Source organism: Paenibacillus jilunlii (assembly GCF_900102965.1).
GTDB classification, from domain to species: domain Bacteria; phylum Bacillota; class Bacilli; order Paenibacillales; family Paenibacillaceae; genus Paenibacillus_AQ; species Paenibacillus_AQ jilunlii.
The window spans coordinates 511,429-535,124 of sequence record NZ_FNGM01000001.1; the positions used below are offsets into that span (position 1 = coordinate 511,429).

General features: G+C 50.9%; 22 protein-coding genes. 12 read left to right on the forward strand and 10 right to left on the reverse strand.

Translation table 11 applies throughout. The features are described from left to right. The 3 genes from BLQ82_RS02400 to BLQ82_RS02410 all read left to right on the forward strand — a co-directional run bounded on the left by BLQ82_RS02400 (position 1) and on the right by BLQ82_RS02410 (position 2,942). Positions 1-201 (forward strand): helix-turn-helix transcriptional regulator, encoded by a 201-nt coding sequence (locus BLQ82_RS02400; RefSeq protein WP_020433825.1) that lies wholly within the window; start codon positions 1-3, stop codon positions 199-201. Between the two features lie 195 nt (positions 202-396). After that, positions 397-2,418: a Na+/H+ antiporter gene (locus tag BLQ82_RS02405; protein ID WP_062524131.1), complete on the forward strand. Its 2,022-nt coding sequence runs from the start codon at positions 397-399 to the stop codon at positions 2,416-2,418. Between the two features lie 2 nt (positions 2,419-2,420). After that, entirely contained in the window at positions 2,421-2,942 is a 522-nt protein-coding gene (locus BLQ82_RS02410) for a GNAT family N-acetyltransferase (RefSeq protein WP_062523978.1), read from the forward strand. A 151-nt stretch (positions 2,943-3,093) separates the two neighbouring features. On the opposite strand, the gene BLQ82_RS02415 is transcribed toward BLQ82_RS02410, so the two are convergent. Next, positions 3,094-3,525 (reverse strand): threonine/serine exporter family protein, encoded by a 432-nt coding sequence (locus tag BLQ82_RS02415; RefSeq protein ID WP_208810649.1) that lies wholly within the window; start codon positions 3,523-3,525, stop codon positions 3,094-3,096. Between the two features lie 28 nt (positions 3,526-3,553). Continuing rightward, complete coding sequence (locus tag BLQ82_RS02420) at positions 3,554-4,321, reverse strand: threonine/serine exporter family protein (protein WP_062523979.1); 768 nt, start codon at positions 4,319-4,321, stop codon at positions 3,554-3,556. Between the two features lie 184 nt (positions 4,322-4,505). Between BLQ82_RS02420 and BLQ82_RS02425 the strand changes: the two genes are divergently transcribed. Continuing rightward, positions 4,506-6,575: an AraC family transcriptional regulator gene (locus tag BLQ82_RS02425; RefSeq protein ID WP_244280674.1), complete on the forward strand. Its 2,070-nt coding sequence runs from the start codon at positions 4,506-4,508 to the stop codon at positions 6,573-6,575. 106 nt (positions 6,576-6,681) lie between these two features. On the opposite strand, the gene BLQ82_RS02430 is transcribed toward BLQ82_RS02425, so the two are convergent. Next, on the reverse strand, positions 6,682-7,263 hold the full coding sequence (locus BLQ82_RS02430; protein ID WP_062523980.1) for a YitT family protein: 582 nt from the start codon (positions 7,261-7,263) through the stop codon (positions 6,682-6,684). Between the two features lie 319 nt (positions 7,264-7,582). Between BLQ82_RS02430 and BLQ82_RS02435 the strand changes: the two genes are divergently transcribed. Next, the gene (locus BLQ82_RS02435) at positions 7,583-7,804 is read left to right on the forward strand and encodes a hypothetical protein (protein ID WP_062523981.1); all 222 of its coding nucleotides are present in this window, start codon (positions 7,583-7,585) and stop codon (positions 7,802-7,804) included. A gap of 77 nt (positions 7,805-7,881) precedes the next feature. Here the strand turns inward: BLQ82_RS02435 and BLQ82_RS02440 are convergent, their stop codons facing one another. Beyond that, entirely contained in the window at positions 7,882-8,754 is an 873-nt protein-coding gene (locus BLQ82_RS02440) for a helix-turn-helix transcriptional regulator (RefSeq protein ID WP_062523982.1), read from the reverse strand. 161 nt (positions 8,755-8,915) lie between these two features. Between BLQ82_RS02440 and BLQ82_RS02445 the strand changes: the two genes are divergently transcribed. Further along, the gene (locus BLQ82_RS02445; protein WP_062523983.1) at positions 8,916-10,883 is read left to right on the forward strand and encodes a glycoside hydrolase family 127 protein; all 1,968 of its coding nucleotides are present in this window, start codon (positions 8,916-8,918) and stop codon (positions 10,881-10,883) included. A 334-nt stretch (positions 10,884-11,217) separates the two neighbouring features. Then, positions 11,218-11,997 (forward strand): DUF817 domain-containing protein, encoded by a 780-nt coding sequence (locus tag BLQ82_RS02450; RefSeq protein WP_074647670.1) that lies wholly within the window; start codon positions 11,218-11,220, stop codon positions 11,995-11,997. 6 nt (positions 11,998-12,003) lie between these two features. Here the strand turns inward: BLQ82_RS02450 and BLQ82_RS02455 are convergent, their stop codons facing one another. From BLQ82_RS02455 to BLQ82_RS02465, 3 genes are all read right to left on the reverse strand, one after another. Next, positions 12,004-12,861 (reverse strand): P-loop NTPase family protein, encoded by an 858-nt coding sequence (locus BLQ82_RS02455; RefSeq protein WP_062523984.1) that lies wholly within the window; start codon positions 12,859-12,861, stop codon positions 12,004-12,006. A 384-nt stretch (positions 12,862-13,245) separates the two neighbouring features. Next, positions 13,246-15,681 carry a glycoside hydrolase family 94 protein gene (locus BLQ82_RS02460; RefSeq protein ID WP_074647674.1) on the reverse strand — a complete coding sequence of 812 codons (2,436 nt, stop codon included), beginning with the start codon at positions 15,679-15,681 and terminating at the stop codon, positions 13,246-13,248. Positions 15,682-15,815: 134 nt separating this feature from the next. Beyond that, on the reverse strand, positions 15,816-16,940 hold the full coding sequence (locus BLQ82_RS02465; protein WP_280140346.1) for a LacI family DNA-binding transcriptional regulator: 1,125 nt from the start codon (positions 16,938-16,940) through the stop codon (positions 15,816-15,818). An 89-nt stretch (positions 16,941-17,029) separates the two neighbouring features. On the opposite strand from BLQ82_RS02465, the gene BLQ82_RS02470 reads away from it, so the two are divergent. Together BLQ82_RS02470 and BLQ82_RS02475 are read left to right on the forward strand one after the other, a co-directional pair. Then, positions 17,030-17,509, forward strand: coding sequence for a GNAT family N-acetyltransferase (locus BLQ82_RS02470; RefSeq protein ID WP_062523987.1), 480 nt, complete (start codon positions 17,030-17,032; stop codon positions 17,507-17,509). 150 nt (positions 17,510-17,659) lie between these two features. After that, positions 17,660-17,881 (forward strand): DUF6199 family natural product biosynthesis protein, encoded by a 222-nt coding sequence (locus BLQ82_RS02475; protein WP_062523988.1) that lies wholly within the window; start codon positions 17,660-17,662, stop codon positions 17,879-17,881. 42 nt (positions 17,882-17,923) lie between these two features. Here the strand turns inward: BLQ82_RS02475 and BLQ82_RS02480 are convergent, their stop codons facing one another. Then, complete coding sequence (locus tag BLQ82_RS02480; protein WP_062523989.1) at positions 17,924-18,115, reverse strand: hypothetical protein; 192 nt, start codon at positions 18,113-18,115, stop codon at positions 17,924-17,926. A gap of 299 nt (positions 18,116-18,414) precedes the next feature. Here BLQ82_RS02480 and BLQ82_RS02485 point away from each other — a divergent pair, with 299 nt between their 5' ends. Both BLQ82_RS02485 and BLQ82_RS02490 read left to right on the forward strand, forming a co-directional pair. Continuing rightward, complete coding sequence (locus BLQ82_RS02485; protein WP_062523990.1) at positions 18,415-19,434, forward strand: ABC transporter substrate-binding protein; 1,020 nt, start codon at positions 18,415-18,417, stop codon at positions 19,432-19,434. A 115-nt stretch (positions 19,435-19,549) separates the two neighbouring features. Further along, complete coding sequence (locus BLQ82_RS02490; RefSeq protein ID WP_244280675.1) at positions 19,550-21,151, forward strand: helix-turn-helix domain-containing protein; 1,602 nt, start codon at positions 19,550-19,552, stop codon at positions 21,149-21,151. A gap of 38 nt (positions 21,152-21,189) precedes the next feature. Here BLQ82_RS02490 and BLQ82_RS32935 read toward each other — a convergent pair whose 3' ends face one another. Then, on the reverse strand, positions 21,190-21,312 hold the full coding sequence (locus BLQ82_RS32935; protein WP_280117265.1) for a hypothetical protein: 123 nt from the start codon (positions 21,310-21,312) through the stop codon (positions 21,190-21,192). 431 nt (positions 21,313-21,743) lie between these two features. On the opposite strand from BLQ82_RS32935, the gene BLQ82_RS32315 reads away from it, so the two are divergent. Continuing rightward, positions 21,744-21,857 carry a YjcZ family sporulation protein gene (locus BLQ82_RS32315; protein ID WP_208619445.1) on the forward strand — a complete coding sequence of 38 codons (114 nt, stop codon included), beginning with the start codon at positions 21,744-21,746 and terminating at the stop codon, positions 21,855-21,857. A gap of 99 nt (positions 21,858-21,956) precedes the next feature. Here the strand turns inward: BLQ82_RS32315 and BLQ82_RS02500 are convergent, their stop codons facing one another. Next, the gene (locus BLQ82_RS02500; RefSeq protein WP_074647680.1) at positions 21,957-23,663 is read right to left on the reverse strand and encodes an ABC transporter ATP-binding protein; all 1,707 of its coding nucleotides are present in this window, start codon (positions 23,661-23,663) and stop codon (positions 21,957-21,959) included. Positions 23,664-23,696 lie beyond the last annotated feature (33 nt).

The window sequence follows — 23,696 nt, forward strand, 5'->3', positions numbered from 1 at the left end:
ATGAAGAATAAGCTTGAGGCAATCCGGAAGCAGCAGGGCATCAAGCAGGAGGAGCTTGCGGAGGCTCTGGAGGTGTCAAGACAGACGATCTGCTCCCTGGAGAACGGGAGGTACAATCCGTCGATCATCCTGGCGTTCAAGCTGGCAAGATACTTCAAACTGAGCATCGAGGATATTTTTGAATATGAGGAGGAGGGGTAGGCAGGTTTGTTCTAAGCGGAGAAGGAATGATTTCCGGATTGTGTATCGGACTAGGGGCGGCTGTATTTGATTACCATCATTCTTATGGTGGCATCGCTGCTGCTGGAACTTGTGCTGACAATCGGTTTATCCAATTACTATACTAAGAGAATGTGAAGCTGAATGCAGCTTAAATATCAGGGGAGGTTGATGGGAGTGGAGACATTTCTCGCTGTGCTTTTAATGCTGGGACTGATCGCAGTCTCCAACATCGTGAACCGGTTTATTCCTTTTGTGCCGGTTCCCCTGATCCAGATTGGACTGGGTGTTATTGCTGCCGTTATTCCAACGGGTATACATATGTCCTTTGAGCCGGAGCTGTTTTTTGTGCTGTTCATTGCGCCGCTGCTGTTCAATGACGGGAGGCGCACACCGCGCGACGAGCTGTGGAATCTCAGGGCTCCCATTCTGCTGCTGGCGCTGGGGCTGGTCTTTGCCACAGTATTTGTGGCCGGGTATGCCATCCATTGGATGATTCCGTCGATACCGCTGGCTGCTTCCTTTGCCCTCGCTGCGATTCTTTCGCCTACCGATGCCGTAGCGGTCAGCTCTCTGGCGGGGAAGGTGCATCTGCCGAAGAGTATCCACCGCATTCTTGAAGGCGAGTCGCTGATGAATGACGCTTCCGGTCTGGTCGCCTTCAAGTTTGCCATCGCGGCGGCGGTTACCGGAATGTTTTCGCTGCCCAAGGCGACGGTCAGCTTTGTGCTGATCGCGGCAGGGGGGCTGCTGCTCGGAGCACTGCTGTCGTTTGTGCTGATCCGGCTCAGCGTATTTATCCGCAGGTTCGGTATGGAGGATGTTACGATTCATGTGCTGCTGCAGATCCTCACGCCTTTTATTATTTATTTGGTCAGTGAAGAAATCGGCGTGTCGGGTATCCTCGCTGTGGTAGCAGGCGGAGTGATGTTCGCCATTGAGAAGGACCGTGCTGTATCTCCGCAATACAAACTGCAGCTTGTATCGGCAAGCACGTGGTCGGTGCTTCTGCTCATCCTGAATGGTCTGGTCTTTCTGATCCTTGGCGTATCCGTTCCAGACGTCATGGAGGTGATCTACCACGACAGCAGCTTGAACAACTTCATGGTGGCAGGTTATGTGCTGGCGATTACGGCGCTGCTGATTGTGCTGCGGTTTCTCTGGGTGTATGCCTATTCCCTGTTTGAGAGCCGCAGGCTGAAGATACCGAGATCACCGCTAAAGTCACAGCTCATTACTTCAATCTCGGGTGTGCGGGGCGCGGTAACGCTGGCCGGGGCTTTCTCAATTCCGCTGGTACTGGGAGATGGTTCGCCGTTCCCGCAGCGGGATCTGATTATTGCCCTTGCGGCAGGGGTGATTCTGATGTCATTGATTATTGCCAGCATCTTTCTGCCGCTGCTGGCCGATGAGAAAGAGGCGGTTGTGGTGGAGAGTGTCCGGAACAATTCAGAGCTGACCGCAAGATCAGTAGTCATTGACGCCGGCATGAGCATGCTGCGCAGCCTGATCTCGGAGAATCCCCAGCCCGTGAATCAGCCTGCTTTGCTGGAATTCACGGACAAAATTGACAAGCTGTGCGCTCCAAAAGCGGTCGATGATCCGAAAGCGGAACGCTTCCGGCAGCTGGGAATTCAGGTCAAGCGGAGCGCAATTGCCGCGGAGCGTTCGGAACTGCGGAGGATGCTGGAGAATGGCTCCATCGCTGCTCCTGTAGCGTCGAAGATGGAAGAACTGCTGGATCATAAGGAAGCCTTGATGTGCAAGCGGCTGGACACGCAGATCAAATTCTCGCTTACTGAAATTCAGCGTCTGTTCTCGGGTTTATTCTCCGGCCGGCTGAACGGGGATGAGGGACGGCAGGCAGCACAGAATGCTGAAAGCGCCCGGACCGCGAAGATCTCAATGTGCCAGGCTGCCATCTCTGCCGTCAGCGCCGACATGAGCGAGGAGAACCGTCTGGCCTCACAGAAGGTCATTGACAAGTACGAGCAAATGGAGTCCCGGCTCATTGAAGGAGACGGCTGGATTAAGGATGGGGTTGTCGATGACCAGAAGCTTGAGCTGAAGCTCCAGGCCATCCAGGAACAGCGGAATACCGTGCAGCAAATGTATCAGGACGGGGCGATTAATCTAAAGATCGCCGGGAAGCTGCGGAAATTTGTTGATCAGCTGGAAACAGCGATCTGGGAGGACTGATCATGGGGGAAACAGCAGCAAGCGGATTGTCTTTTACGGAGCTAGGGGAAGGACATCTGGCTGAAGCAGTAAATATTTATAATTATTACGTGCTGAATACGACGGTTTCTTTTCATACAGAGCCGCTGGATGAGGCTGCTATGCGCGAGTCGGTGCTGAGCGGCGATCCGCGCTTCAAATCCTACGCCATTCTGGAGAACTTCGAAATGCAGGGTTATGTCCTGATTGCCAGACACAAGAACAAACAGGCCTACGACAGCTCCGGTGAAATCAGCATTTATCTGAAGCCGGGCAGCGGCGGGAGGGGACTCGGCGGGAAGGCGCTCAGCTTCATTGAGGAGCGTGCGGCCGGGCTCGGTTTTCATGTGCTGGTGGCGACGGTATGCGCGGACAATGAACCGAGCCGCCGGCTGTTCACCAGACACGGATATGAGCAGAGCGCTTTGTTCAAAGAAATCGGCAGCAAATTCGGCAGATGGCTGGATATCGCAAGCTATCAAAAAATTATCGGACGGACGGTTTAGCCGGGCGGTAATTATGTCCACATAAATCGACTGCCAAGCGTGTCTGTAAAAATCAAAACGGCTGCTGCTGTCCTTCGCTGGACAGCAGCAGCCGTTTGTTCGTTTGCGGGACTCAAGCTATGCTAATGGGGTTGTGCCTTGTACGGCGCTCCTATGTGCTTCGGCCGTTCTTCCGCCGGAACATCTGTCCCAGCACCTCGCTAAGTACAAGTCCGGTTGCGATCGCTCCACTGAGCAGCAGGGCCTGGACGGCAAACTGGATAGCCAGATTGTTGTCATTCTCGACGAACTTGCGCATGGCGTCATACGCCAGGCCGCCCGGGACCAGCGGGATAATGCCGCCGACGCTGAAGATGATGACCGGCATCTTGAAGGAGCGGGCGAAGATCTGGCTGATCACCCCGACCGCCACCGTCGCTATAAAGGTGGCTACTACGGTATCCCATTTTTCATCGAGCTGCAGATACAGCATCCAGCCTACCATCCCGGCAAACCCGCATTGTACTAAGGCGCGCACCGGCGCATTGAACAGAATGCAGAAGGTGGCAGCGGCAATAAAACTGGTTATCAGTTGCAAAATCATGAACAGGTTACCTCTTTCACGTGGGGGATCAAAAAAGTGACAGCACAAGCCCGATGCCTGTCCCGATGGCAAACGCCGTCAGGAACGCGTCGGCACCCTTGGAGAGGCCGGAGACCAGATGGCCGGCCATCAAATCGCGGACCGCATTTGTAATAAGCAGTCCAGGCACAAGCGGCATCACCGAGCCGATAATAATCTTGTCCATTTCCTGGCCCACGCCGAGCTTCACAGAGAAAAAGGCGAGCAGTCCGATCAGAAACGAGGCGGTGAATTCTGCGAAGAACCGGATCTGTACAAGCCGGTGCAGATATGTGGCTGCCGCGAACCCGAGACCGGACACCAAGAGGGCAGGAAGGGCATCCCACAGGCTGCCTTTGAACATGACCGTGAAGCAGGCTCCCGTTAGAGCAGCGGCTGCAATCTGCAGCCAGGCCGGATAAGCATGGGCCGCATCGTCCACTACGCCCAGCCGTTCGCGGGCTTCATTGGCCGTGATCTGGCGTTCACTCAACCGCCGTGAGATGTCGTTAACCTCGGAAACCTTCTGCAGATCGGTCGTCCGCTCGGCAATCCGGAACAGCTTCACCGGCTCCGTCCGGCTGGTGGTGAACATAATGACCGTTGGCGTTACGTAGCTGTGCGCGCCCGGAAAGCCGAGCGATGCCGCCATACGGCTCATGGTGTCCTCCACGCGGTAGGTCTCCGCACCGCTTTGCAGCATGATTTTGCCGGCCAGCAGGCACAGGTCGATAATGTCATGCGTGGAAGTATTGCTGTTGCTGCTTGTGCTATCCAACTTCGTCGATCCTCCCCTGGAATGTTATATCTTCGATTGTCGCCGCAATTCCGCAAAAGATCAACCATTATTCCTGTGATTCCCTTAAATGTACTCAATGTAAGTATATTCGGAGCACCTGTTATGTAAACAGGAATCCTGATGTTTAATCGATTGGGCGCGATGTTAGTAGAGGAGGTGGCGAATGCTTCCCGGGTGCTATAATGAAACCAGAAACCAGCAAATCGCCATCCCGCAGAGTAAGACAAGGGCTGTGCTGGCAGTCAAGAATGACAAAGGGGATCAAATTGCTATGAAGAACGATCATCACTTGCAGCTTTGGGATCAGGTGCTTTTGAGGGTGCTGGATATTCGGGTGCACCGGGTAGAAGCAGGGGGATTTCCCCTTCCTTATACCCTGCCTGCAAGCTGTTTTATATTTTGTACGAACGGCAGTGGTGAGCTTTGGCTGGATGAAGACATCTGGCTGGCTGGAAGCTTTTATTTGCTGCATTCAGGCAAAGGCAGGAGACTTAAAGTAAATACGGAGAAGGGCATAGAGCTGCATTTCATTTTCTATAAAGCTGTTTTGCCTCCAAGTTCCTTGCGTGAATTTCATATGTTGATGCAAACAGACAGCCCCTTTGATCAAACGTGGGGGATTTCTCCAGCAGAGCCGCTGGAACTGTTCAGTCTTGCCCAGCAGATGCTGGAGAGCTGGCATGCCGACAAAAGCCCGATAGGCAAGCTGCTGGTGAAGGGAATATTCATGCAGTTCCTCCATCACACTTTACAGGACAAGCAGCACCGGAGAGCGTTCAGACCATCAGTAGCGGAGCAGGTTGTGCGGCATTTGTCACAGCATTATCGAGGTCCGGTATCCATTGAACGGCTGGCGCAGCAGCTTAATTACAGTCCTCAATACATTTCGCGCAAATTCAAAGAGCAGACCTCCTACAGCCCCCTTGACTATGTTATCAAACTGCGCATGCATAAAGCACAGGAGATGCTGCTTGCTACCAATGCTTCTTTGCAGGAAATCTCTGCGTATGTTGGCTATAGTGACGTTGTATATTTCAACCGCATATTCAAAAAAAGCATGGGTGTTGCACCTGGAATGTTTAGAGCACAATCAGAAGCCGGGCAAAAAAATAATTCGGATCATGCTATAAAGAGGTTAAATCCGTCTCTTGTTATGAAACTTCTCCAACGCTATCCTATTTATGATAATGAAAATCATTATCAATATATGGAGGATGGAGAGTACGATATGCATAACCATTATAAGAAAATGACCACAATGCTTAGCTTATGTGTCATGCTGCTGCTTGTTGCCTGCGGAACTTCCCAAGGTGGATCACAAGCTGCGGGGAGCAGCCAGGTGCCAAATGAACAACAGACTAATACGGTATCGCCTGCATCTACTCAGCCGGATGACGGATTGCCGCAGCAAACCCAAATTGTCGATACGTCATTTGGCGAAGTGGAGATTCCCGCTCACCCGCAACGGGTTGCTGCGATCTCCTATTTGGGCACTGTGCTTGCGCTTGATGTCAAACCCATTGCGGCAGAGGAGTTTTTGATGTCAAGCCCTTACCTTGAAGGAATGCTTGACGGTGTGACAGATGTGGGCAACTCACTGGAAAAGCTGCTTGAGCTGGAACCGGATCTGATTATTTCTCATATAACGGATCAAGAAACCTACGATAAGTATAAAAAAATCGCTCCTACAGTGGTGATGCCGTACAATGCATTTGAATCCGTTGAAGCTGAAATGGACTATTTCGGAACAGTGCTTGGCAAGGAGGAAGAAAGCCGGAAATGGAAGGAGCAATTCCAGAACGAGATAGCTAGTGCGAAGCAAAAGGTACAGGAAGCTGTCTCGGAGAATGAAACCATATCCGTTATGCAAGAGTTTGATGGTCTTGTATATTTGTTTGGCAGCAAGTCCGGCAGAGGCGGACGTATTATGTACGGGCAGTTTGGGATGATCCCTCCTGCTGCAGTACCCAAAGAACTGCTTCAGGAATCCTTTGCTGAATTTGCGCTGGAGCTGTTGCCGGAGTATACGGGGGATTATCTTGTCTTAACCACCGAATCCACATTGGAGCAGCTGCAGGCTGATCCAATCTGGGGGATTCTCCCTCCGGTCAAGGAAGGACGCGTGTATTTGTGGAATGAATCGAGATCTTGGTACCGTGATCCTATTGCAATTCTTAATCAAATCAATGATTTAGCCGATTGGCTGGCTGCTGCAGCGAAAGCTAATCTATAAACTGTAACAGTATTGAGACTCTATCTGAGGATGGAGTCTTTTTGTTATTGACCGCCTCCTTCATAGTTTTGATGACAGGCCCGTTTGGGCATTGATTTATTTTGTTTTATTTTTCAAGGGTACATAGACCGGTTGCAACCCCGCCGGAGAGGATGGTCAGGATGGAGTGGAAAAAGGTTTCTTTGGAGATGAGCAGGCCGCCGGCTCCGATAATCAGGGCATCGGTCAGAAAGATGATGACTCCGAGGTTGAGCGGGATATAGCGATTAATGAACTTGGCCAGCAAATCCGTACCGCCTGTACTCGCTTCGAACCGCAGCATAAGCCCGAGGCCGGTGCCCATCAGGAAACCGCCGATAATCGCGCTGGAAACCGAGCCAAGCTCCACATAATACAGGAAGTGATATTGAAAGGGACCTATAAGCTCAATCATAAAGGAGGAGACTATGAGGCCGAGCACACTGCTGTAAAAAATATCCCGCTCCTTAAGCCAGGCAAGCAGGAAAACGGGAACACTGCACAGAATGACGCCCAGTCCGATTTTTGCTCCGGAGATATAATTAATTATGAGAGCGATGCCGATAATTCCCCCATCAAGTATTTTGTAAGGAACCAGAAAGAAGTTCGTGCCTGTGGCGATCAGCAAGCTTGCGAGAAAGATAACGGCATACTTGGAAAAAGCGTGCATATTCAACATCTCCAGATTTAAGGCATGTCTTCCTATACAACATGTCTTAATGAATATGCATTCTGGTGGAAAAAAATAGCTAAAACGCAAAAAAATCCTGCTTGCACAGGATGATTAGGCATGGACGGGGCCAAGTTTCTTTAATTGGAGCGGTGCAGGGCGGGATATCCTCCAATGGCCCTTAAGAACTCCCATTATTACCCCTCTACTATAAATGATGAACGTAATATAGCTTGTCCAGCGACAGCGGTTTTATTCGAAGACGATGCCTTATGAAAAGCATACTTGAAATTTTACACGCAGGGCAGGAGTGATACGAATGAGCTTTATCTATAAAGTGCTGGTGAGCGATATGGAGCTTCTGGCCGCCGCGTTGTCGGAAGTCAATGTAACTGTAGCTGTAAAAAGCGGAGCGGGGATTGTGGAGCCCGGAGGGCCGATCAGGGCCTATAGCCCTAATTCCGTCCGTATCCGGGGGTTGTCCTACAACCGGGAGCTTCATGAATTCCGGGTAACCTTAGAATGGAAGGAGCGGAATTAGAGCAGCCCCCGGCTCTGCAAGCTCAGCTGAAGCAGAAGCGCCTGGATGACGGGATTATTCCGTGACGGGAGCCGTGTTTAGCGGGAATAGCGTTTGCGGAAACGCAGGGGGGAAATGCCAACCTTGCGGGCAAACCGCCGTGAGAAATAGGCAGTGCTCTCAAATCCGGTGCGTTCGGCTACGCCGGCGATGGGGATTTCGGTCTTAAGCAGCAGCAGTTTGGCCTGCTCCAGCCGGTAATCGGTTAAATATTCCATAGGGGTCAGCCCGTAGACCCGTTTCATGCAGCGCGCCAGATAGTTATAGTGAAAATGCAGCGCATCCGCCAGGCTGGCATTCGTCAGCGGCTCTGTATAGTGATTGCGCAAATAAGCCTCAGTCTGTTCGGCAATCTCCGCACCAGAGCTTCCCCCGGCATCCTGCTGGCCAAGATCCAGCATCCGCAGCATGTCCTCAAAGATCCGCTGCTGCTGCCATACGGCACCGGAACGTCTTCCCCGGCCCAGTTGCAGCAGCAGCTCTGCTTGGCCGCTTCGCTCAAAAGGGTCGGGCAAGGAACCGAACTGCGGCACACGGATGGTATAAGGATAAGTGAGGAACTTCTGGAGATGCTCTTCCCGGCTCGCATATACGGGATCACCCTCGGCCTCAACCCATTCGGCTACGGTGTGAAAATGCAGCCATACGAAGGAGGTCGTTTCCTCGCAGGGCTTAACCGAGTAGTGGTAGCGGTCCGGCAGAAGAAGCAGGGTATGCCCGGCTGGCACGGCCCATTGCTTATGCTCCTCGCCAATGAACAGGCAGCCTTGTTCAACAATCAGCAGATCGAATTTCCCCATGCGGCTGCGGCTCGGATGCTGATCGCCCGGCTGATAGACGGTACGGTCGCCCTCCAGGAAATAGGGGAAAGGCGGTGCTGCCAGATGAATGTAGGATGGATTAAATGGCATGGTACTCTCCTTTTTATTGTGCTTCATCACAATGTTCTGCGTACTTCTAGGAGTGTGAAATTGTACAAAAACAGGGTTGCTTCTGATCCTGTTTTTTATTTATTTTACCGTCTATAATGGCAAATAGCGAGGATGAAATGAATATAGAGGAGAAGTGGCAAATGAATAAAATCAGCGAAAATCAGCGAACAGCCGGCAATCTGTCTTCTGTTATCCAGGATGACTTCTGGGGACGTTATATCCAGTTAGTCCAGGATGTGGTCATTCCTTATCAGTATGAAGCACTGCATGACCGGGTGCCGGATGCGGAGCCGAGTCATGCAATTGCCAATTTCGAGATTGCCGCCGGCCGAAAAACAGGGGAGTTTCACGGTTTTGTGTTTCAGGACAGTGATGTCGCCAAATGGCTGGAGGCGGTCGGCTACTCGCTCCAACTGAAGCGCGACCCCGAGCTGGAGGCCCGGGCTGATGCGGTCATTGATCTGGTCGCCGCAGCGCAGCAGCCGGATGGCTATCTGAACACCTATTTTACGATTAAGGAGCCCGGCAAACGCTGGACCAACCTCCAGGACTGCCATGAACTGTACTGTGCCGGACATTTCATCGAAGCTGCGGCTGCCTATTATGAGGCCACGGGCAAGGACAAGCTGCTGAATACGATGCGCCGTATGGCCGATCATATCGGTTCCGTATTTGGACCGGAGGATGGCAAGCTGAAAGGCTATGACGGGCATCAGGAAATCGAGCTTGCCCTGGTGAAGCTGTACCGGCTGACGGGTGAGGAGAAATATCTGAAGCTCAGCAGCTTTTTTATCGATCAGAGAGGCCAGGAGCCCAATTTTCTGCGGCAGGAATGGGAGGCCCGTGGCCGGGTTACGCATTGGAGCAGCACTCCGGCGAGCAGTATAGACTTGAAATACTTTCAGGCGCATATTCCGGTGAGAGAGCAGACAGAGGCTGTAGGACATTCAGTCCGGGCGGTATATATGTATACGGCGATGGCGGATCTGGCAGCGCTTACCGGAGATCGTGCATTGCGTGATGCCTGTGTGAGATTATGGGACAATATGACGGGCAAGCAGATGTATATTACCGGCGGCATCGGGTCCACACACTTAGGTGAAGCGTTTACCTTCGATTATGACCTGCCCAATGATATGGTATATGCCGAGACCTGTGCTTCGATCGGACTGATCTTTTTTGCCCGGCGGATGCTGGAGCTGGAACCGGATGCGCGCTATGCGGATGTGATGGAACGGGCGCTCTACAATAACGTTCTTGGGTCTATGGCACAGGATGGCAGGCACTATTTCTATGTGAATCCGCTTGAGGTCTGGCCGCAGGCCTGCTCCTGCAATCCGGATAAGCATCACGTGAAATCCGAGCGCCAGGGCTGGTTCGGCTGCGCTTGCTGTCCGCCGAATGTGGCCCGGCTGCTGACCTCGATGAATCAGTATATCTATACAGTTCACGGGGACACCCTGTACACCAATCTGTACATTGGCAGTGAATTGAACACGACACTGGGGGGGACGGCAGTCGCTGTTACCCAGCAAAGCAACTACCCCTGGGAAGGGACAATCACATTGAAGGTTAATCCGGTGGAAGCTGCCGAGTTCGGCATCGCTTTGCGTATTCCTTCCTGGAGCAGCAGTGCGGAGATCTGGGTGGGCGGCGAGAAGCTGAGCCTGGACGAAAGTGTGGAGCAGGGATACTGCGTGATCCGCCGGGTCTGGAATGCCGGAGACACGATTGAGCTGAAGCTGCCGATGGAAGCGCACCGGGTCTATGCCCACCCGGAGCTGCGGGCAGATGCCGGGAAGACCGCTATCCAGCGCGGCCCGCTGGTCTACTGTCTGGAAGCCGCCGATAACAGCACACCGCTAAGCTCGATTGCATTAGATGAATCTGCTCCGTTAACAGAGCAATTTGAAGCTTCACTGTTAGGCGGTGCAGTAGTGGTAAAAGGCCAAGGCAGCCGGATAGAGCAGGCAGGCTGGAGCGGCGGCTTGTACAGCAGAGCAAAGGCGCCTGTGGAAGCCGCCACGATTACAGCCATTCCCTATTATCTGTGGGGCAACCGCGGCAGCGGCGAGATGAAGGTATGGATTCCGGAGAGCAAGGCGTAATCAGCGCCGGATGGATGCGGGATCACATGGAATCATAGAATGATATACCAAAAGCCACCCGGCGTACAGCTTCGGCAGCGTACGCTGGGTGGTTTTTGGTGCGCAGGAAATTAAAGACTGCAAATAAGTCTAGTAACACCGCCAAACAACAATTAAGTATTCTTTATCAATCTAAATATATTGTAAAACGATAAATATTATGTTAAATTCAAGTTGACCATAATCCAGCGGGGGGCTTGGCAGGAAACGTAAATCTTGAAGAAAACGGTCTTAGGCGAAAACAACAGCCATAGTAATCAATATTGATGAGGGCGCAGAAGAGGAGAGTATACTATTGAAACCCATAATACAGCTGCTGCATTTTGGCTACCATCAGGCGATGAGCTGCATATTTCCTGTTGCGATTTTTGGAACTTTAGCTCTTTCCAGCGCAGTTGAGGTACCCTTCCTTTATCGTTATGATGCTATTCTTGTAATCCTGCTTGCCGTGCAGTATCTTATGTACCGCAGTGGATTAGAGAGCATCGATGAGATTAAAGTGATCTGCGTATTTCATGTGATCGGCTTGTTGCTGGAAATATATAAGGTAAGAATGGGGTCATGGGCCTACCCTGAGCCCGGATTAACGAAGCTGCTCGGTGTACCGCTCTATAGCGGATTTATGTATGCGAGTGTTGCAAGCTTTATGTGCCAGATATGGCGCAGACTGAAGATGGACATGACTGGCTGGCCGGGGCTTGCTGCAGCGGGATTACTGGGAGGGGCCATCTACCTGAACTTTTTTACACATCATTTTATTCCTGATTTCCGCTGGTGGCTGACGGCGCTTGTGGTTATTGTCTTTTGGAGAACATGGATCATCTACCGGGTTCGGAACACCACTTATCGGATGCCCTTGACCCTTGCTTTTTTCATTGTAGGTTTTTTTATCTGGTTAGCTGAAAATATAGCTACATTTTTTAATGCTTGGAGATATCCCAACCAATACCAAGCCTGGCATCTGGTCAGCTTCAGCAAGATCAGTTCGTGGTTCCTTCTGGTCATCATTAGCGTCATTATTGTTGCCCAGCTTAAACATGTCAAAGCCGGGCGGGAAACGAAAAATCTGGTCTAATGCATCCTATTCATTTGCAGGGCTAAAGTATTCTGATAGAACCCCCGCTAAAACTTGCTTATATTCGTTAAGGTCATAAGAAGAGTTATTCACTTTTTTCTTGGCAATTTTTAAGCCGTTAAAGATTTCTGCTTCCAGCTGTCTTCTGGCCTGAAGAACCTGAAGGGTTCCCTCCAGCCCTGCGTGTCCATGCTTTTTTCCATACCCATGGTTTGTATAATATTCAATAAAGCCCTCGGACCATTCTTTAGGTCTTTCTGCAACAGCCTTTCTGAAAGAATGATCAAGATCGTTCTGTTCGACGTAAATTAACAATGGATTCAGCCGCTCCGCGATCGCTGCCAGTTCTGCAACATAACTTCTGACATCTTCCTTCTGTGCGCCGTATTTAATCATTCCTATGGTTACAGGGTTTTGTATAAAGCAGCAATCAAAAACAAAGGTGTCTGAGCCCTTTAGGGCACTATCTGCGAATTTTTTCCAACGCTCTGTTATCAGTTTTCTGTTTTGATCCAGCGGCAATTCATAAACATCATTGTTGAAGGATGCATGCAGCAGTTCATCTGGAAAGCTTGCCCCGTATTCAGCTTTAAGTTTTCGGTAGGCCAGAAAGTAATTGTCATCTTGTTTGACCACACGATTACTTAATAGATCTCTATACTGTTCAAAGGCACTCAATAATTCAGCGAATTCATTTTTTCTAAAGCGGGCGACTCCCTCATAATCGGCAGGATGATCCAAATCCCCTTCTAGGAAAAGCTGGGATGTAAGGTTCATTTCAGTGAGAACTTCATGAACTAGTTGCGCCGTTGTGGTCTTCCCGAACCCTGGTAATCCCTCAATCAAGACTAACTTCGGTTTCATATCATAATTCCTCCATTCGTGATTAGGAGGATATGTGGGACAGGATTAATAGAGATGCGGTTTCCCGTAAAAATAAAAGCGGATACCCTAAGGTATCCGCAGGATGGGTTGAAGATACACCTTTCCCTGCATACCCTGTAAGATTAAAGAAAAGCATGCCAAATAGAATAGTGAATCCACTACTACAGGCATCTTTTCGAAATGTTAATCTTTACAGAGTAATCCACATGATTAGCTTATGCTCCTTTATATGCATCTCTATTGCATAGATTACCATTGAGCAGAGATAAATACAATTACCGGGCTCCCCTGGATACAAAAGGAGAAGCCCGGTTGTCTTTACAAATTACAAACTATAAACTGTGCTGGCGGAGCAGAAGCTAATCAGCCCAGCTCTACAACGACATGATGCACGGCGCCGTCGCCCACAGGGGCGATGATGTTGCCTTCTACGGCTGTACCGTCGAGGGTGAGGCTGGCTACGCCTTTGGAGACATGGTTCGGATTCTTGATCTGAATCACATAAGTATCCCCACGGAAGACGCGGGTGATTTCGAAGCTGTCCCACGCTGCAGGAATACAAGGATCTACTTTCAGACCGGCAAAATCCGCTTGAATTCCGAGAATCGACTGTGTGATCGCCACATAGTTCCAGGCAGCGGTACCTGTCAGCCAGGAGTTTTTCGCTTCCCCGTGACGTACGGCATCTTTACCAGCGATCATTTGCGAGTACACATACGGTTCCATACGGTGAACTTCGCTGATGTCTTCCAGGTAGGCCGGAGCAATTTTTTTATAGATCTCAAAAGCTCTGTCGCCATGGCCCAGTACGGTTTCGGCAATCATGATCCATGGGTTGTTGTGGCAGAAAATACCCGCATTTTCCTTGTAGCCCGGAGGGTACGTAGAAATTTCGCCCAGGTTCAGATAGTACTTGGAGTAAGGAGGCTGCTGCAAAACGATACCGTATTTCGTATCCAGACGTTCCTGTACGGAAGTCAGGGCCTTAGCGGCTTGACCGTCCTCTACACCAATCCCGGCCATTACGCAGATACCCTGCGGCTCGATGAAGATCTGGCCCTCCTCGTTTTCCTTGCTGCCGACTTTGTCGCCGTAGTGGTCGTAAGCGCGCAGGAACCAGTCGCCGTCGAAGCCGTGGGTTAGCGTGATTTCACGCATGCTGTCGATCTTCGCAACCGCATCCGCAGCTGCATCGTCCAGTCCGCGCATACGGCAGATTTCGGCATAGTCCGGTCCAACGAAGACGAACAGACCTGCGATAAACACGGATTCTGCTACGCCGCCTGCGATATTCTCAGTCGTCTGGAACGATTCGCCCGGTTCGGTGGAGAAGCAGTTCAGGTTCAGACAGTCATTCCAGTCTGCGCGTCCGATCAGCGGCAGGCCATGCGGTCCGAGGTTGTTGGTGACGTGCTCGAAGGAACGCTTCAAATGCTCGAACAGGGTAGCGGTATTGTCCGGATTGCTGTCAAAAGGAACCTGCTCATCCAGAATCGAATAGTCGCCGGTTTCCTTGATATAGGCAGCCGTTCCGGAGATCAGCCAGAGCGGATCGTCATTGAAGCCGGAGCCGACTTCGTTGTTGCCTTTTTTGGTGAGCGGCTGGTACTGGTGGTACGCGCTGCCGTCTTCGAACTGGGTAGCAGCGATATCCAGGATGCGTTCTCTGGCCCGCTCAGGAATCTGGTGCACGAACCCGAGCAAGTCCTGGTTGGAGTCACGGAAGCCCATGCCGCGGCCAATCCCGGATTCAAAATAGGATGCCGAACGGGACATATTGAAGGTAACCATACATTGGTACGGGTTCCAGATGTTAACCATGCGGTTAAGCTTCTCATCGCCGCTCTGAATCTGGTATTTGGACAGCAGGTTATCCCAGTGTGCAGCCAGAACAGCAAGAGCAGCATCTACTTGGGCGTCTGTAGCGAACTGTTCGATAACTGCCAGCGCCGGTTTTTTGTTGATGACATTCAGCGCTTCCCATTTCTCGTCTTCCGGATTTTCGATGTAGCCGAGTACGAAGATGAAGCTTTGCTCTTCGCCAGGTTCCAGCGTGATGTTCAGGGCATGGGAGCCGATCGGCGACCAGCCGCTGGCTACGGAATTGGCGGCTTCACCGGCAGCAACCGCCTGCGGGTTGTCTAGGCCGTTGTACATCCCGAGGAACGATTCACGGTCGGTATCGAAGCCGTCGATTGGTTTGTTCACAGAATAGAAAGCGTAGTGGTTTCTGCGCTCGCGGTATTCGGTTTTGTGATAGATTACAGAATCCTTCACTTCAACTTCGCCGGTGCTTAGGTTGCGCTGGAAGTTGGTCATATCATCCTGGGCATTCCAGAGACAGAACTCGGCAAAAGAGAACAGCTTCACGGATTTCTGCGCGGAGCCGGTGTTCTTAACCACCAGCCGGTGCACTTCGGCATTGTGGCCCATCGGTACAAAAGCGAGCTGGTTCACGGAAATGCCGTTACGTTCGCCGGTAATCGAGGTATAGCCGAGACCGTGGCGGCACTCGTAGAAATCGAGGTCGCGCTTAACCGGCATCCAGCCCGGGGTCCAGAAATCACCGCCGTCATACAGATAGTAGTAGCGTCCGCCTGTGTCCAGCGGAATATTGTTATACCGGTAACGGGTAAGTCTTCTCATGCGGGCATCCCGGTAGAAGGTGTAACCGCCGGCAGTATTGGAGATGAGGCCGAAAAACTGCTCGTTGCCGAGGTAGTTAATCCATGGGTAAGGCGTTTTGGGAGTGTTGATTACGTACTCTTTGCGGGTGTCGTCAAAGGTTCCGAATTTCATGAGAGAATAGTCTCCTTTCAATTGTGAACGCGCGTTTACAAAGCTGAGAAAAAATCCCCCGGGGGAGGGGAGTTTCTCGGAATGAAAATAATCTGCAGGGCTGTAGAGGGACATGGCATCCTGCAATGGAAGCTTCAGATCTTCGGCGGCTGGCAGGAATCTCTCTGGACAAGCTTGGCCGGGAAGCTGATGGTACTAAAGGTCGGCTGGCGGGAGTCGCACAGCTCAATTACTTTTTCGACTGCGGCCTTGGACATTTCATAAATCGGCAGACGGACGGAGGTCAGCTTCGGATGAATGCGTGAAGCCAACTGCACATCGTCGAATCCGGCGATGGAGATATCCTCCGGGACGGAAATCCCGTATTCAGAGAACGCTTCCATTGCAGAGATAGCCATGTCATCGTTGGCGGAGAAGAAGGCGGTCGGCAGAGCAGCGCCGGAAGCCAGCAGCTTCGTGACCTCTTCATAAGCGGACTCTTTGAGAAAATCACCCTGCAGGACGAAGCCCTCATTCAGCGCTAATCCATGCTTCTTCAGCGTATCCTCATATGCCATGTAGCGCTCCCGTCCGGAGTGCGTATTCATGCGCCCGCAGATCATGCCAATTTCTTCATGGCCCAGGCTGATCAGGTACTCAATCGCTTCGACGGTACCCTCATAATCCTTGGAATTCACGATAGCCAGATGATTGCGGTCCAGATGCTCTGACATAATCTCCGAAATATCGTAATCGATCAGCACAAGCGGAAATTCAAGATTGACCATTTCCCGCACGATATCAATATCCTTCTGGGTGCCGACGATAATGCCGCCGTCAATCCGTTTCTGCAGGAAGGCCTGCTTCACCTTCAGGAAATCGTCCGGGGAATATACAGTGTGGATCAGCACATAACAGCCGCGGGCATTCGCAGTGTCGACAACGGCATCAACGAAAGGCGCGAAGTAATTGTTCTGATAGATCCGGGTCGCTTTCTCTTTCTCATTCATGCTGATAGCGAAAAGCCCGATTGTGTCGGTCTTCTTGCCGGCCAGAGCCCGGGCGAAGCTGTTGGGTTCGTACTGATGCTGCTCAATCACCTTCAGCACCTTGGCCCGGGTCTCCTCAGGGACGTTGGAATAGTTGTTGATCACGCGGGAAACCGTGCTTCGGGATACCCCGGCGAGCTTTGCTATATCTTCGCTGCGCATATTGCCCCCTTTACGTAAACGCGCGTTTATGAACCCATTGTAAAATAAATCCCTCCGGAAATCAATCACCCGGGCTAAGAAATTTGCTTGCCCAATCTCCTGATTTGCGTTACAAATAAATGCAGCAGGAAAATGAAAAGGAGAGAGGATGGGAAGAGATGCTTTTTCAGGCAATAGATTCCGGCACCGGCCAAGCGGCGCTTCAGATTAGCGGAACAGTCATCGTATCCAGAGGACGGATGCATAAGCTGGCAGAGCTGCCCGGATACTGCGCTGTACTGGACGGCAAGGTGCATGCGGCTATTTATTTTTGCTGCCGGGACGAGGAATGCGAAATCGTCTCTCTGGACAGCAAGACTGAGAATATCGGGGCGGGCAGCCGGTTAATTGAACTGGTTGTGGAAGAGGCAGCCCGTGCGCGGTGCACCAGAGTATGGCTCATTACCTCAAACGACAACAGCAAGGCTATTCGCTTTTATCAGAAAAGAGGCTTCGACCTTATAGCTGTGCATAGAGAGGCGATTACGGAAGCCCGGAAGCTCAAGCCGTCGATTCCGCTAACCGGGTATGACGGCATTCCGGTGCGGCATGAGGTGGAGTTTGAATATAGGCTGGATTACAGAGAGAACGGAGAATGAAACGCTGAATATCGATTTACATATTGTTCCATTTCAGCTATATTGAAGTTACACCGAATGGAAGTTTGAGCCCTGCCTGAATAGGTGGGCTATTTCTGCGGAGCATAGCTGTTTTTTTATGGTGGACGGATGAATAGGAGGGGTGGTTAGATGCCAAACGCTATTTCATGGGTATTCACAGCATTTATTGCCGTCTGGACGGCGGTGGCAGCCTTTGCGGCAATTCGTCCGTACTCTTTTTGGCGGATTACCCAGGGCTGGAAGGCGGTAAGGGAGCCGCCCAGAGCCTATTTTGTAGTTTCTGCTATAGGTGCATCCATATTTGCAGCTGTTGGGCTTGGACTGTTGCTGTTGCCTTATTTTCTAAAATAATATAAAGAATTGCAGGCATGGAAGGTATGTGAAGCAGAATAACTAGAATTTCTCCGGTTTTTCAATTATGATGGAAGCCACCTCGCCACATTGTTTACAAAAGATAAAAATCACGGGCGAGCCAAAAGAAAAAGACTTGCCGATCGGCATGACGTTGGCATAACCGTTTCTCATTTCTCCTTCTGTAAAATTGCTGCTTCCGCATGTCTTGCACACCCTGTTTTCTTGCTTCATAAATATCGCCTCCGTTAATGAATGTCTCGTTCAATACGGTAAAAAAATGCGAATGTTCATACACTCTCTTAATAATTACCCGTTATAGTAGAAGCAACACCTGTTGTATGCACTTGGCCTTGCCGGCTATCGGCAGGGTCCTTTTTAGTTCTCAGCCGTGTTCTATGATATCAAGCATGTTTGTATAAGAATTTCATCGAGAAAGTGCATTGAAAGCTGAGGAGGACATGCTACTATTGGGATTAAGATTATATGAGAATGATAATCAATTACAATAGAGTGCGGGAGTGAAGCAATCAATGGTTAAACGGGTTAGAAGATTTATCTGGACAGCTGTACTTATTCTGGTATTGACCGTGCTTGCGGCGTGTGGAACCGATAACCATGCTGCGGACAACGGTGTCGTACCGTCAGCAAATACGGGGGCGGATGCCGCAGTAAGCAGCATGCCAGCCGATGCAGGCAGCAGCACACCTGCCGAAGCCGCAACACGGACTGTTGCCGGTGAATTCGGGGATGTTGAAATCCCCGTGAACCCGCAGCGGGTAGCAGGGATTTACGTGGAGGATTATCTGAAGGCGCTCGGGATTACTCCGGTTGTTCAGTGGTATCATCCGAGCTGGGGCAAGCAGGATTACCTGAACCTGGATGTGCCTGAATTCGATGTTTCGGGGAGTATAGAGGCATTGCTGGAAAAAGATCCGGATCTGATCATTCTCGACGGCGGAGCGGATGCGGCCAAAGTTGAACAATATTCCAAGATCGCACCAACCTATCGCCTGCCGGAGCGGGTGCTGCAGGACTCCAGACAAATGCTGACAGCCATTGCAGACGCGCTGGGCATTCCGGAGAAGGCAGAAGCCGTTCTTGCAGAGTACGATCAGAAGGTGGCGGATGGAAAAGCCAAGCTGCAGCAGGCGCTGGGACAAGAAAAGGTGGCAGTCATCCGGCTGAATGTTGCGGACAAAACCTTTGCTTTATTCGGTGTCAAAAACCGTTTTACCGGTGTGTTATATGATCAATTCGGACTTACTCCAGTCCCTATGGCTGCGGAGATGACAGATTTTCAGGCTATAATATCGGAAGAGGTCATTCCTGAGCTTGAAGCGGATCATATTATTGTATTTCCTGACCATGGCGGCTGGGATACGGCGGAGAATCAGGAAGCGGCTCAACTCCTCGGCGGTCCACTGTGGAAAAACCTGCCTGCGGTGAAGAAGGGGAATATTTATAAAATGGAACGCTCCCACTGGCAGTCGGGGGCCATTACGGCCAATTCAATGAAGCTTGACGATCTGCTGGAGGCAATGGTGAAATGAAACGGAAGTAAGGCACCAAGAATCGTACAAGAAGGTCTATCAGCATGGTTGATAGGCCTTCTATTTTGTTCTACACTAAGGTGGTGAAAATGATTCTCAATTAGGGGGCGGTAGAATGCTGCAGGACCCGGATATCACCAATAGCAAAAAGCTGTTCTACAGCTTAATAAGTATAGAAGAAGTTACCCAATCCCTTACCGAAAACAGTCCAGCTCCATTGTTTCAGGACAATACGCTGATTATAGTTTCAGAGGGGCAGGGCTGGGTCGAAGCGGACGAAAGACGGTTTCCAGTGGAAAAAGGCGCGGGATTCCTGTTTGATGCCGGGGCAATCCACCGGATTCAGGCAGGGGAGAAGGGGCTTTGCTTTTACCGGATTGCCTTTGAAATTATTGGCAGGGGGAGCAGTGGGCATAGCTGGAAGGAGAGGCTGTCCATGCGCGGAATACTCCGCCCGGGACCTGTTAGCTGCAGACCTTACTCACAATGCGCATTGCTGCTCGAAGCCATCTGCCATAGCCGCAGGAGCCCGGAAGAGATCGAAGGGTTCGCGGGACATATCCGCTTTCAAGAGCTGCTGCTGTTAATTATGCGTGCAAATGCCGCAGCGCTGAAGACAAGGGATGAGCATGAGGCGGTACAGCGTTCTATCCGCTATATGCAGGAGCATTTTAGTGAGGCGGTTACGGTCAATCAGCTTGCGGAGGTTGCAGGTGTGGGCCGTGTCCGGTTTACGCGGATTTTTAAAGAGATGACGGGGCGGATTCCCTTAGAGTATTTGAATGGACTGCGAATAGAACGGGCACAGCAGCAACTGCTTCTGACCGATGACCGTCTGCATGATATCGCATTAACTGTCGGCTACAGCAATGAATATTATTTCAACCGGCGTTTTAAGGGCTCGGTGGGAGTTACGCCCGGCCAATACCGGAGTCTCCACCAGGAAGGGCTGCGTGTATTCGCTCCTTTTCTGGAGGATTACCTGCTGGCGTTGGGGATTGTTCCGGTGGCTCAGTTCTCCCATCCCCAGTGGGGTAAACAGGAGTATCTCGGTCTCGAGCAGGTGCCAACATTCGATATTTCCACTGGAGTCTGGGACGGCCTCTCCCGCTTTATGCCCGAGCTGATTATGCTGGATGACGGCTTTCAGCGCTGGCATCTGGAGGAGTGCCGCAGGATTGCCCCGCTGCTCCGGCTCCCTTTTTATCAGGAAGACTGGCGGGCTACACTGCGCTCTGCAGCAGCCATCTTCGGCAGGACGGAACGTGTGCAGGAGGTCATCTGCAATTATGAGCACCGGGCGAAGGGGGCCAGGCAACAGCTCAGCCGCAGCGTAAAGGACCGGAGCGTAGCCTTCCTGCGGCTCTCCTCCTGCGGAATCACTCTATATGGTTGTGAAGAGCTGGGATATACCGGAAGCGTATTACATCATGATCTGGGGCTGCAGGCGCATCCGCTCGTCCGGGAACTCACCCGGGGCCAGAAGCGTGCGAACCTTACCGCTGAAGAGCTGTCACATCTTAATGCGGATCATTTGTTCATTACCTTTGACCGGCAGGAGGGTGAAGGGCGGGAACTGATGGATACCTCACTCTGGAAGAGACTGCCCGCTGTACGCAGCGGATGTGTATACGAGGTTGATTTTATGGCCTGGATGAATTACGGCGTGCTGTCCCATCAGCGTAAGATTGAGGATGTACTGCGCGTGCTGGCGTGAAGGCAGAAGAACAGGCCACGTCCGTACGCAGCCTGAGCTTAGGGGGCAAACGATACATTTTGAACAATATAACGGATGATAAAAAATGCGATAATCAGCAAAGAAGCCAGTCCGAGTAAAAAAGAGACGACTGCTCTATCGGAACGTTTGAGTTTGCTCATTGGTTTCACCTCTGGGATTAAAGCTGACAAAACGTTTTATGGTCCAGTAAGGGAGCGTAAGCCGCCCTTCTTGGGTGGAAACCTCCAAAACATCGGAGATGGGATTGATTTCACATTTTCCGGTATAAGTTTCCCCGCTTACCAGATGAACGCGTTGACACATACTGCTAACGAGTGCGAGCTGAATGTCCTTTTTTTTCATTTCGTCCACTTCCCTTGCTTCTATCTCTAAAATACTTTGTATTAATTATTTAAACCGAATTAGCAATCATTAACAGTCATGAAAGTTACATCTTTGTTATATTTATTAGGAGCTGATGAACCTGAAAAGTGGGTAGGCCTAAATATTATTTCTTTTTCCTGTATGCCCAAGCGTATAGGGTTATTCCGCATATTCTAAGCTGTACTCTATTTTAAGGAGGAATTGAATTATGGGTGAAAATGTTGGAGGATACGGCGGCGGATATGGCGCATTTACTTCTACCGGTGCTATCTTGGTTCTGTTCATTTTGCTGGTAATCATATCCAAAACTATTTTGCTGTAAGCTGCATTACTGCAGCTCACTGCTAACGCCCATTGCAATTGCAAGCCAAAAACCGCCAGCTCTCAAGCTGGCGGTTTTTGGGTGTGAAGCTGGACGGAATTATCCGGCAGTGCCGACCAGCTCTTTTTCCAAAGTATAAAAACTTCTGAATCTGCCCCCTGGCTTAAGCAGCTCCTCCAGACTTCCCGTCTCAGCGATCTGCCCATCCTCCATATATATAATCTGGTCGTATAAGCCAAGCAGCTCCTCATTCATATTATGGGTGATTGTAATCAGGGTCAGCTCGTTAAGCTTTAGTAATCTGCTCTCGATTTCATAAGCGGTCTGCATATCAATAGCCGAGGTGCCTTCATCCAGGACCAGAATCGGCTTATTGCGGATCAGTGCCCGGGCGACGGCAATCCGCTGCCGCTGGCCTCCCGACAGCTGCAAACCGTTCTCTCCGACAGGGGAGTGCAGGCCATCCGGTGTACTCTGCAAAAACTTATGAATTCCGCTGGTGTGAAGGGCCGTATCCAGCATCTGATCCGAAAACTCCTCGTGCAGGCATATATTGTGCCTGATATCGGAATCAAACATGTACACATTCTGATGGATGGTGGAGACCATTTGCTGCAGCTTTTCCCTGTCAAGCCGTTTCAAATCCGTGCCGTCAAGCGCAATGGAACCGTCAAAGCGATCGTAATACCCCGTCAACAATTTGACCAGGGTTGATTTCCCGCAGCCGCTGGGACCTACCAGCGCGTATTTTTTTCCTTTCTCCAGACTAAGGGAAAGATCTTGTATTACCGGATTTCCTGGTTTGTAGCTAAACTGCAGATGACGCGCCTCCAACGTGCTGTTAAATACAGGAGTAAGGCCTTCTGCATCCGGCTCATGTTTCTCTCCGGTGAGCAAATCGATGCGTTCCTGAACAGGTTTGATCCCCTGGATTTTGGGGAGATTCTCCATGATGGCCAGCACCGGACCCACAAAACCGCCGCTTAGCTGAACCAGGGCAACCAGGCTTCCTGCGGACAGATTGCCGGTAATGATCAGATAGGCGGCAATAAAAACAACTGCAAACTGTGTCAGAATCGCCAAAGTATGGGACACACTTTCGTTGAAGGCGAACAGCCGGTCAGCGGCAAACCGAACTCCGGCGGCCCGGTGGTTCTGCTGTTTGAAGGTGTCCTCGGCATACTTGCCCATAGCGTAGGATGTAATCACCTCGTACCCGGACAATAAATCCTTCAGGCTTGCGGTGAACGCGGACATTTGGCTGGAGACTTCACTTTGCTTATGCTGCAGCGCTTTGCCGAATAGAGAGGGGATGGCAAACATGAGCACCATGCATCCAATCAAGATTACAGTCACCAAAGGGCTGAGATAGAGCAGTATCCCCAAAGAAACAGCAAATACCACTACATTCTGCAGAACCTGCAGCATAGGCTGGATACAGTTATCCTCCAGCAGCTTAATATCATTGGTGAGTGCGGACAAATAATCAGCCGTATTGGTTGCTGAGAAAGCTTCGGCCTTCTGCCCGAATACGCCGCGGAACACCCGCTCGCGCAGTGAAATCGTCACATTGCGGATTAAAGCTTTGCTGCACAGCGAGTAAATAAGTCCGAACAATCCCAAAAGCAGCAAATAAACAACCGACAGCAGCAGAATTTCCCGGAAAAGCTGTCTGTCTCCCTGCAAAGCAGCGTCAATCACCTCTTGCAGGATGAGGGCAATGAGCACTCCCGCTGCTGAGGTGAGAACACTGCATAACAGTGTAACTGTAAGCAGTACTTTGTGCTCACGGACCGCTTGTTTCATAACATTTTCCACTCCCTAAGTTAGATTGCGGTG

Bases quoted from the DNA above. Each gene is read 5' to 3' on its own strand.
- BLQ82_RS02500 (WP_074647680.1), bottom strand. From the start codon at position 23,663: ATGAAACAAGCGGTCCGTGAGCACAAAGTACTGCTTACAGTTACACTG.
- BLQ82_RS02440 (WP_062523982.1), bottom strand. From the start codon at position 8,754: ATGCCATTTAATCCATCCTACATTCATCTGGCAGCACCGCCTTTCCCC.
- BLQ82_RS32935 (WP_280117265.1), bottom strand. From the start codon at position 21,312: ATGAGCAAACTCAAACGTTCCGATAGAGCAGTCGTCTCTTTTTTACTC.
- BLQ82_RS32315 (WP_208619445.1), top strand. From the start codon at position 21,744: ATGGGTGAAAATGTTGGAGGATACGGCGGCGGATATGGCGCATTTACT.
- BLQ82_RS02470 (WP_062523987.1), top strand. From the start codon at position 17,030: ATGCTTTTTCAGGCAATAGATTCCGGCACCGGCCAAGCGGCGCTTCAG.
- BLQ82_RS02425 (WP_244280674.1), top strand. From the start codon at position 4,506: ATGCTTCCCGGGTGCTATAATGAAACCAGAAACCAGCAAATCGCCATC.
- BLQ82_RS02485 (WP_062523990.1), top strand. From the start codon at position 18,415: ATGGTTAAACGGGTTAGAAGATTTATCTGGACAGCTGTACTTATTCTG.
- BLQ82_RS02455 (WP_062523984.1), bottom strand. From the start codon at position 12,861: ATGAAACCGAAGTTAGTCTTGATTGAGGGATTACCAGGGTTCGGGAAG.
- BLQ82_RS02480 (WP_062523989.1), bottom strand. From the start codon at position 18,115: ATGAAGCAAGAAAACAGGGTGTGCAAGACATGCGGAAGCAGCAATTTT.
- BLQ82_RS02475 (WP_062523988.1), top strand. From the start codon at position 17,660: ATGCCAAACGCTATTTCATGGGTATTCACAGCATTTATTGCCGTCTGG.
- BLQ82_RS02460 (WP_074647674.1), bottom strand. From the start codon at position 15,681: ATGAAATTCGGAACCTTTGACGACACCCGCAAAGAGTACGTAATCAAC.
- BLQ82_RS02410 (WP_062523978.1), top strand. From the start codon at position 2,421: ATGGGGGAAACAGCAGCAAGCGGATTGTCTTTTACGGAGCTAGGGGAA.
- BLQ82_RS02490 (WP_244280675.1), top strand. From the start codon at position 19,550: ATGCTGCAGGACCCGGATATCACCAATAGCAAAAAGCTGTTCTACAGC.
- BLQ82_RS02400 (WP_020433825.1), top strand. From the start codon at position 1: ATGAAGAATAAGCTTGAGGCAATCCGGAAGCAGCAGGGCATCAAGCAG.
- BLQ82_RS02430 (WP_062523980.1), bottom strand. From the start codon at position 7,263: ATGCACGCTTTTTCCAAGTATGCCGTTATCTTTCTCGCAAGCTTGCTG.
- BLQ82_RS02445 (WP_062523983.1), top strand. From the start codon at position 8,916: ATGAATAAAATCAGCGAAAATCAGCGAACAGCCGGCAATCTGTCTTCT.
- BLQ82_RS02435 (WP_062523981.1), top strand. From the start codon at position 7,583: ATGAGCTTTATCTATAAAGTGCTGGTGAGCGATATGGAGCTTCTGGCC.
- BLQ82_RS02415 (WP_208810649.1), bottom strand. From the start codon at position 3,525: ATGATTTTGCAACTGATAACCAGTTTTATTGCCGCTGCCACCTTCTGC.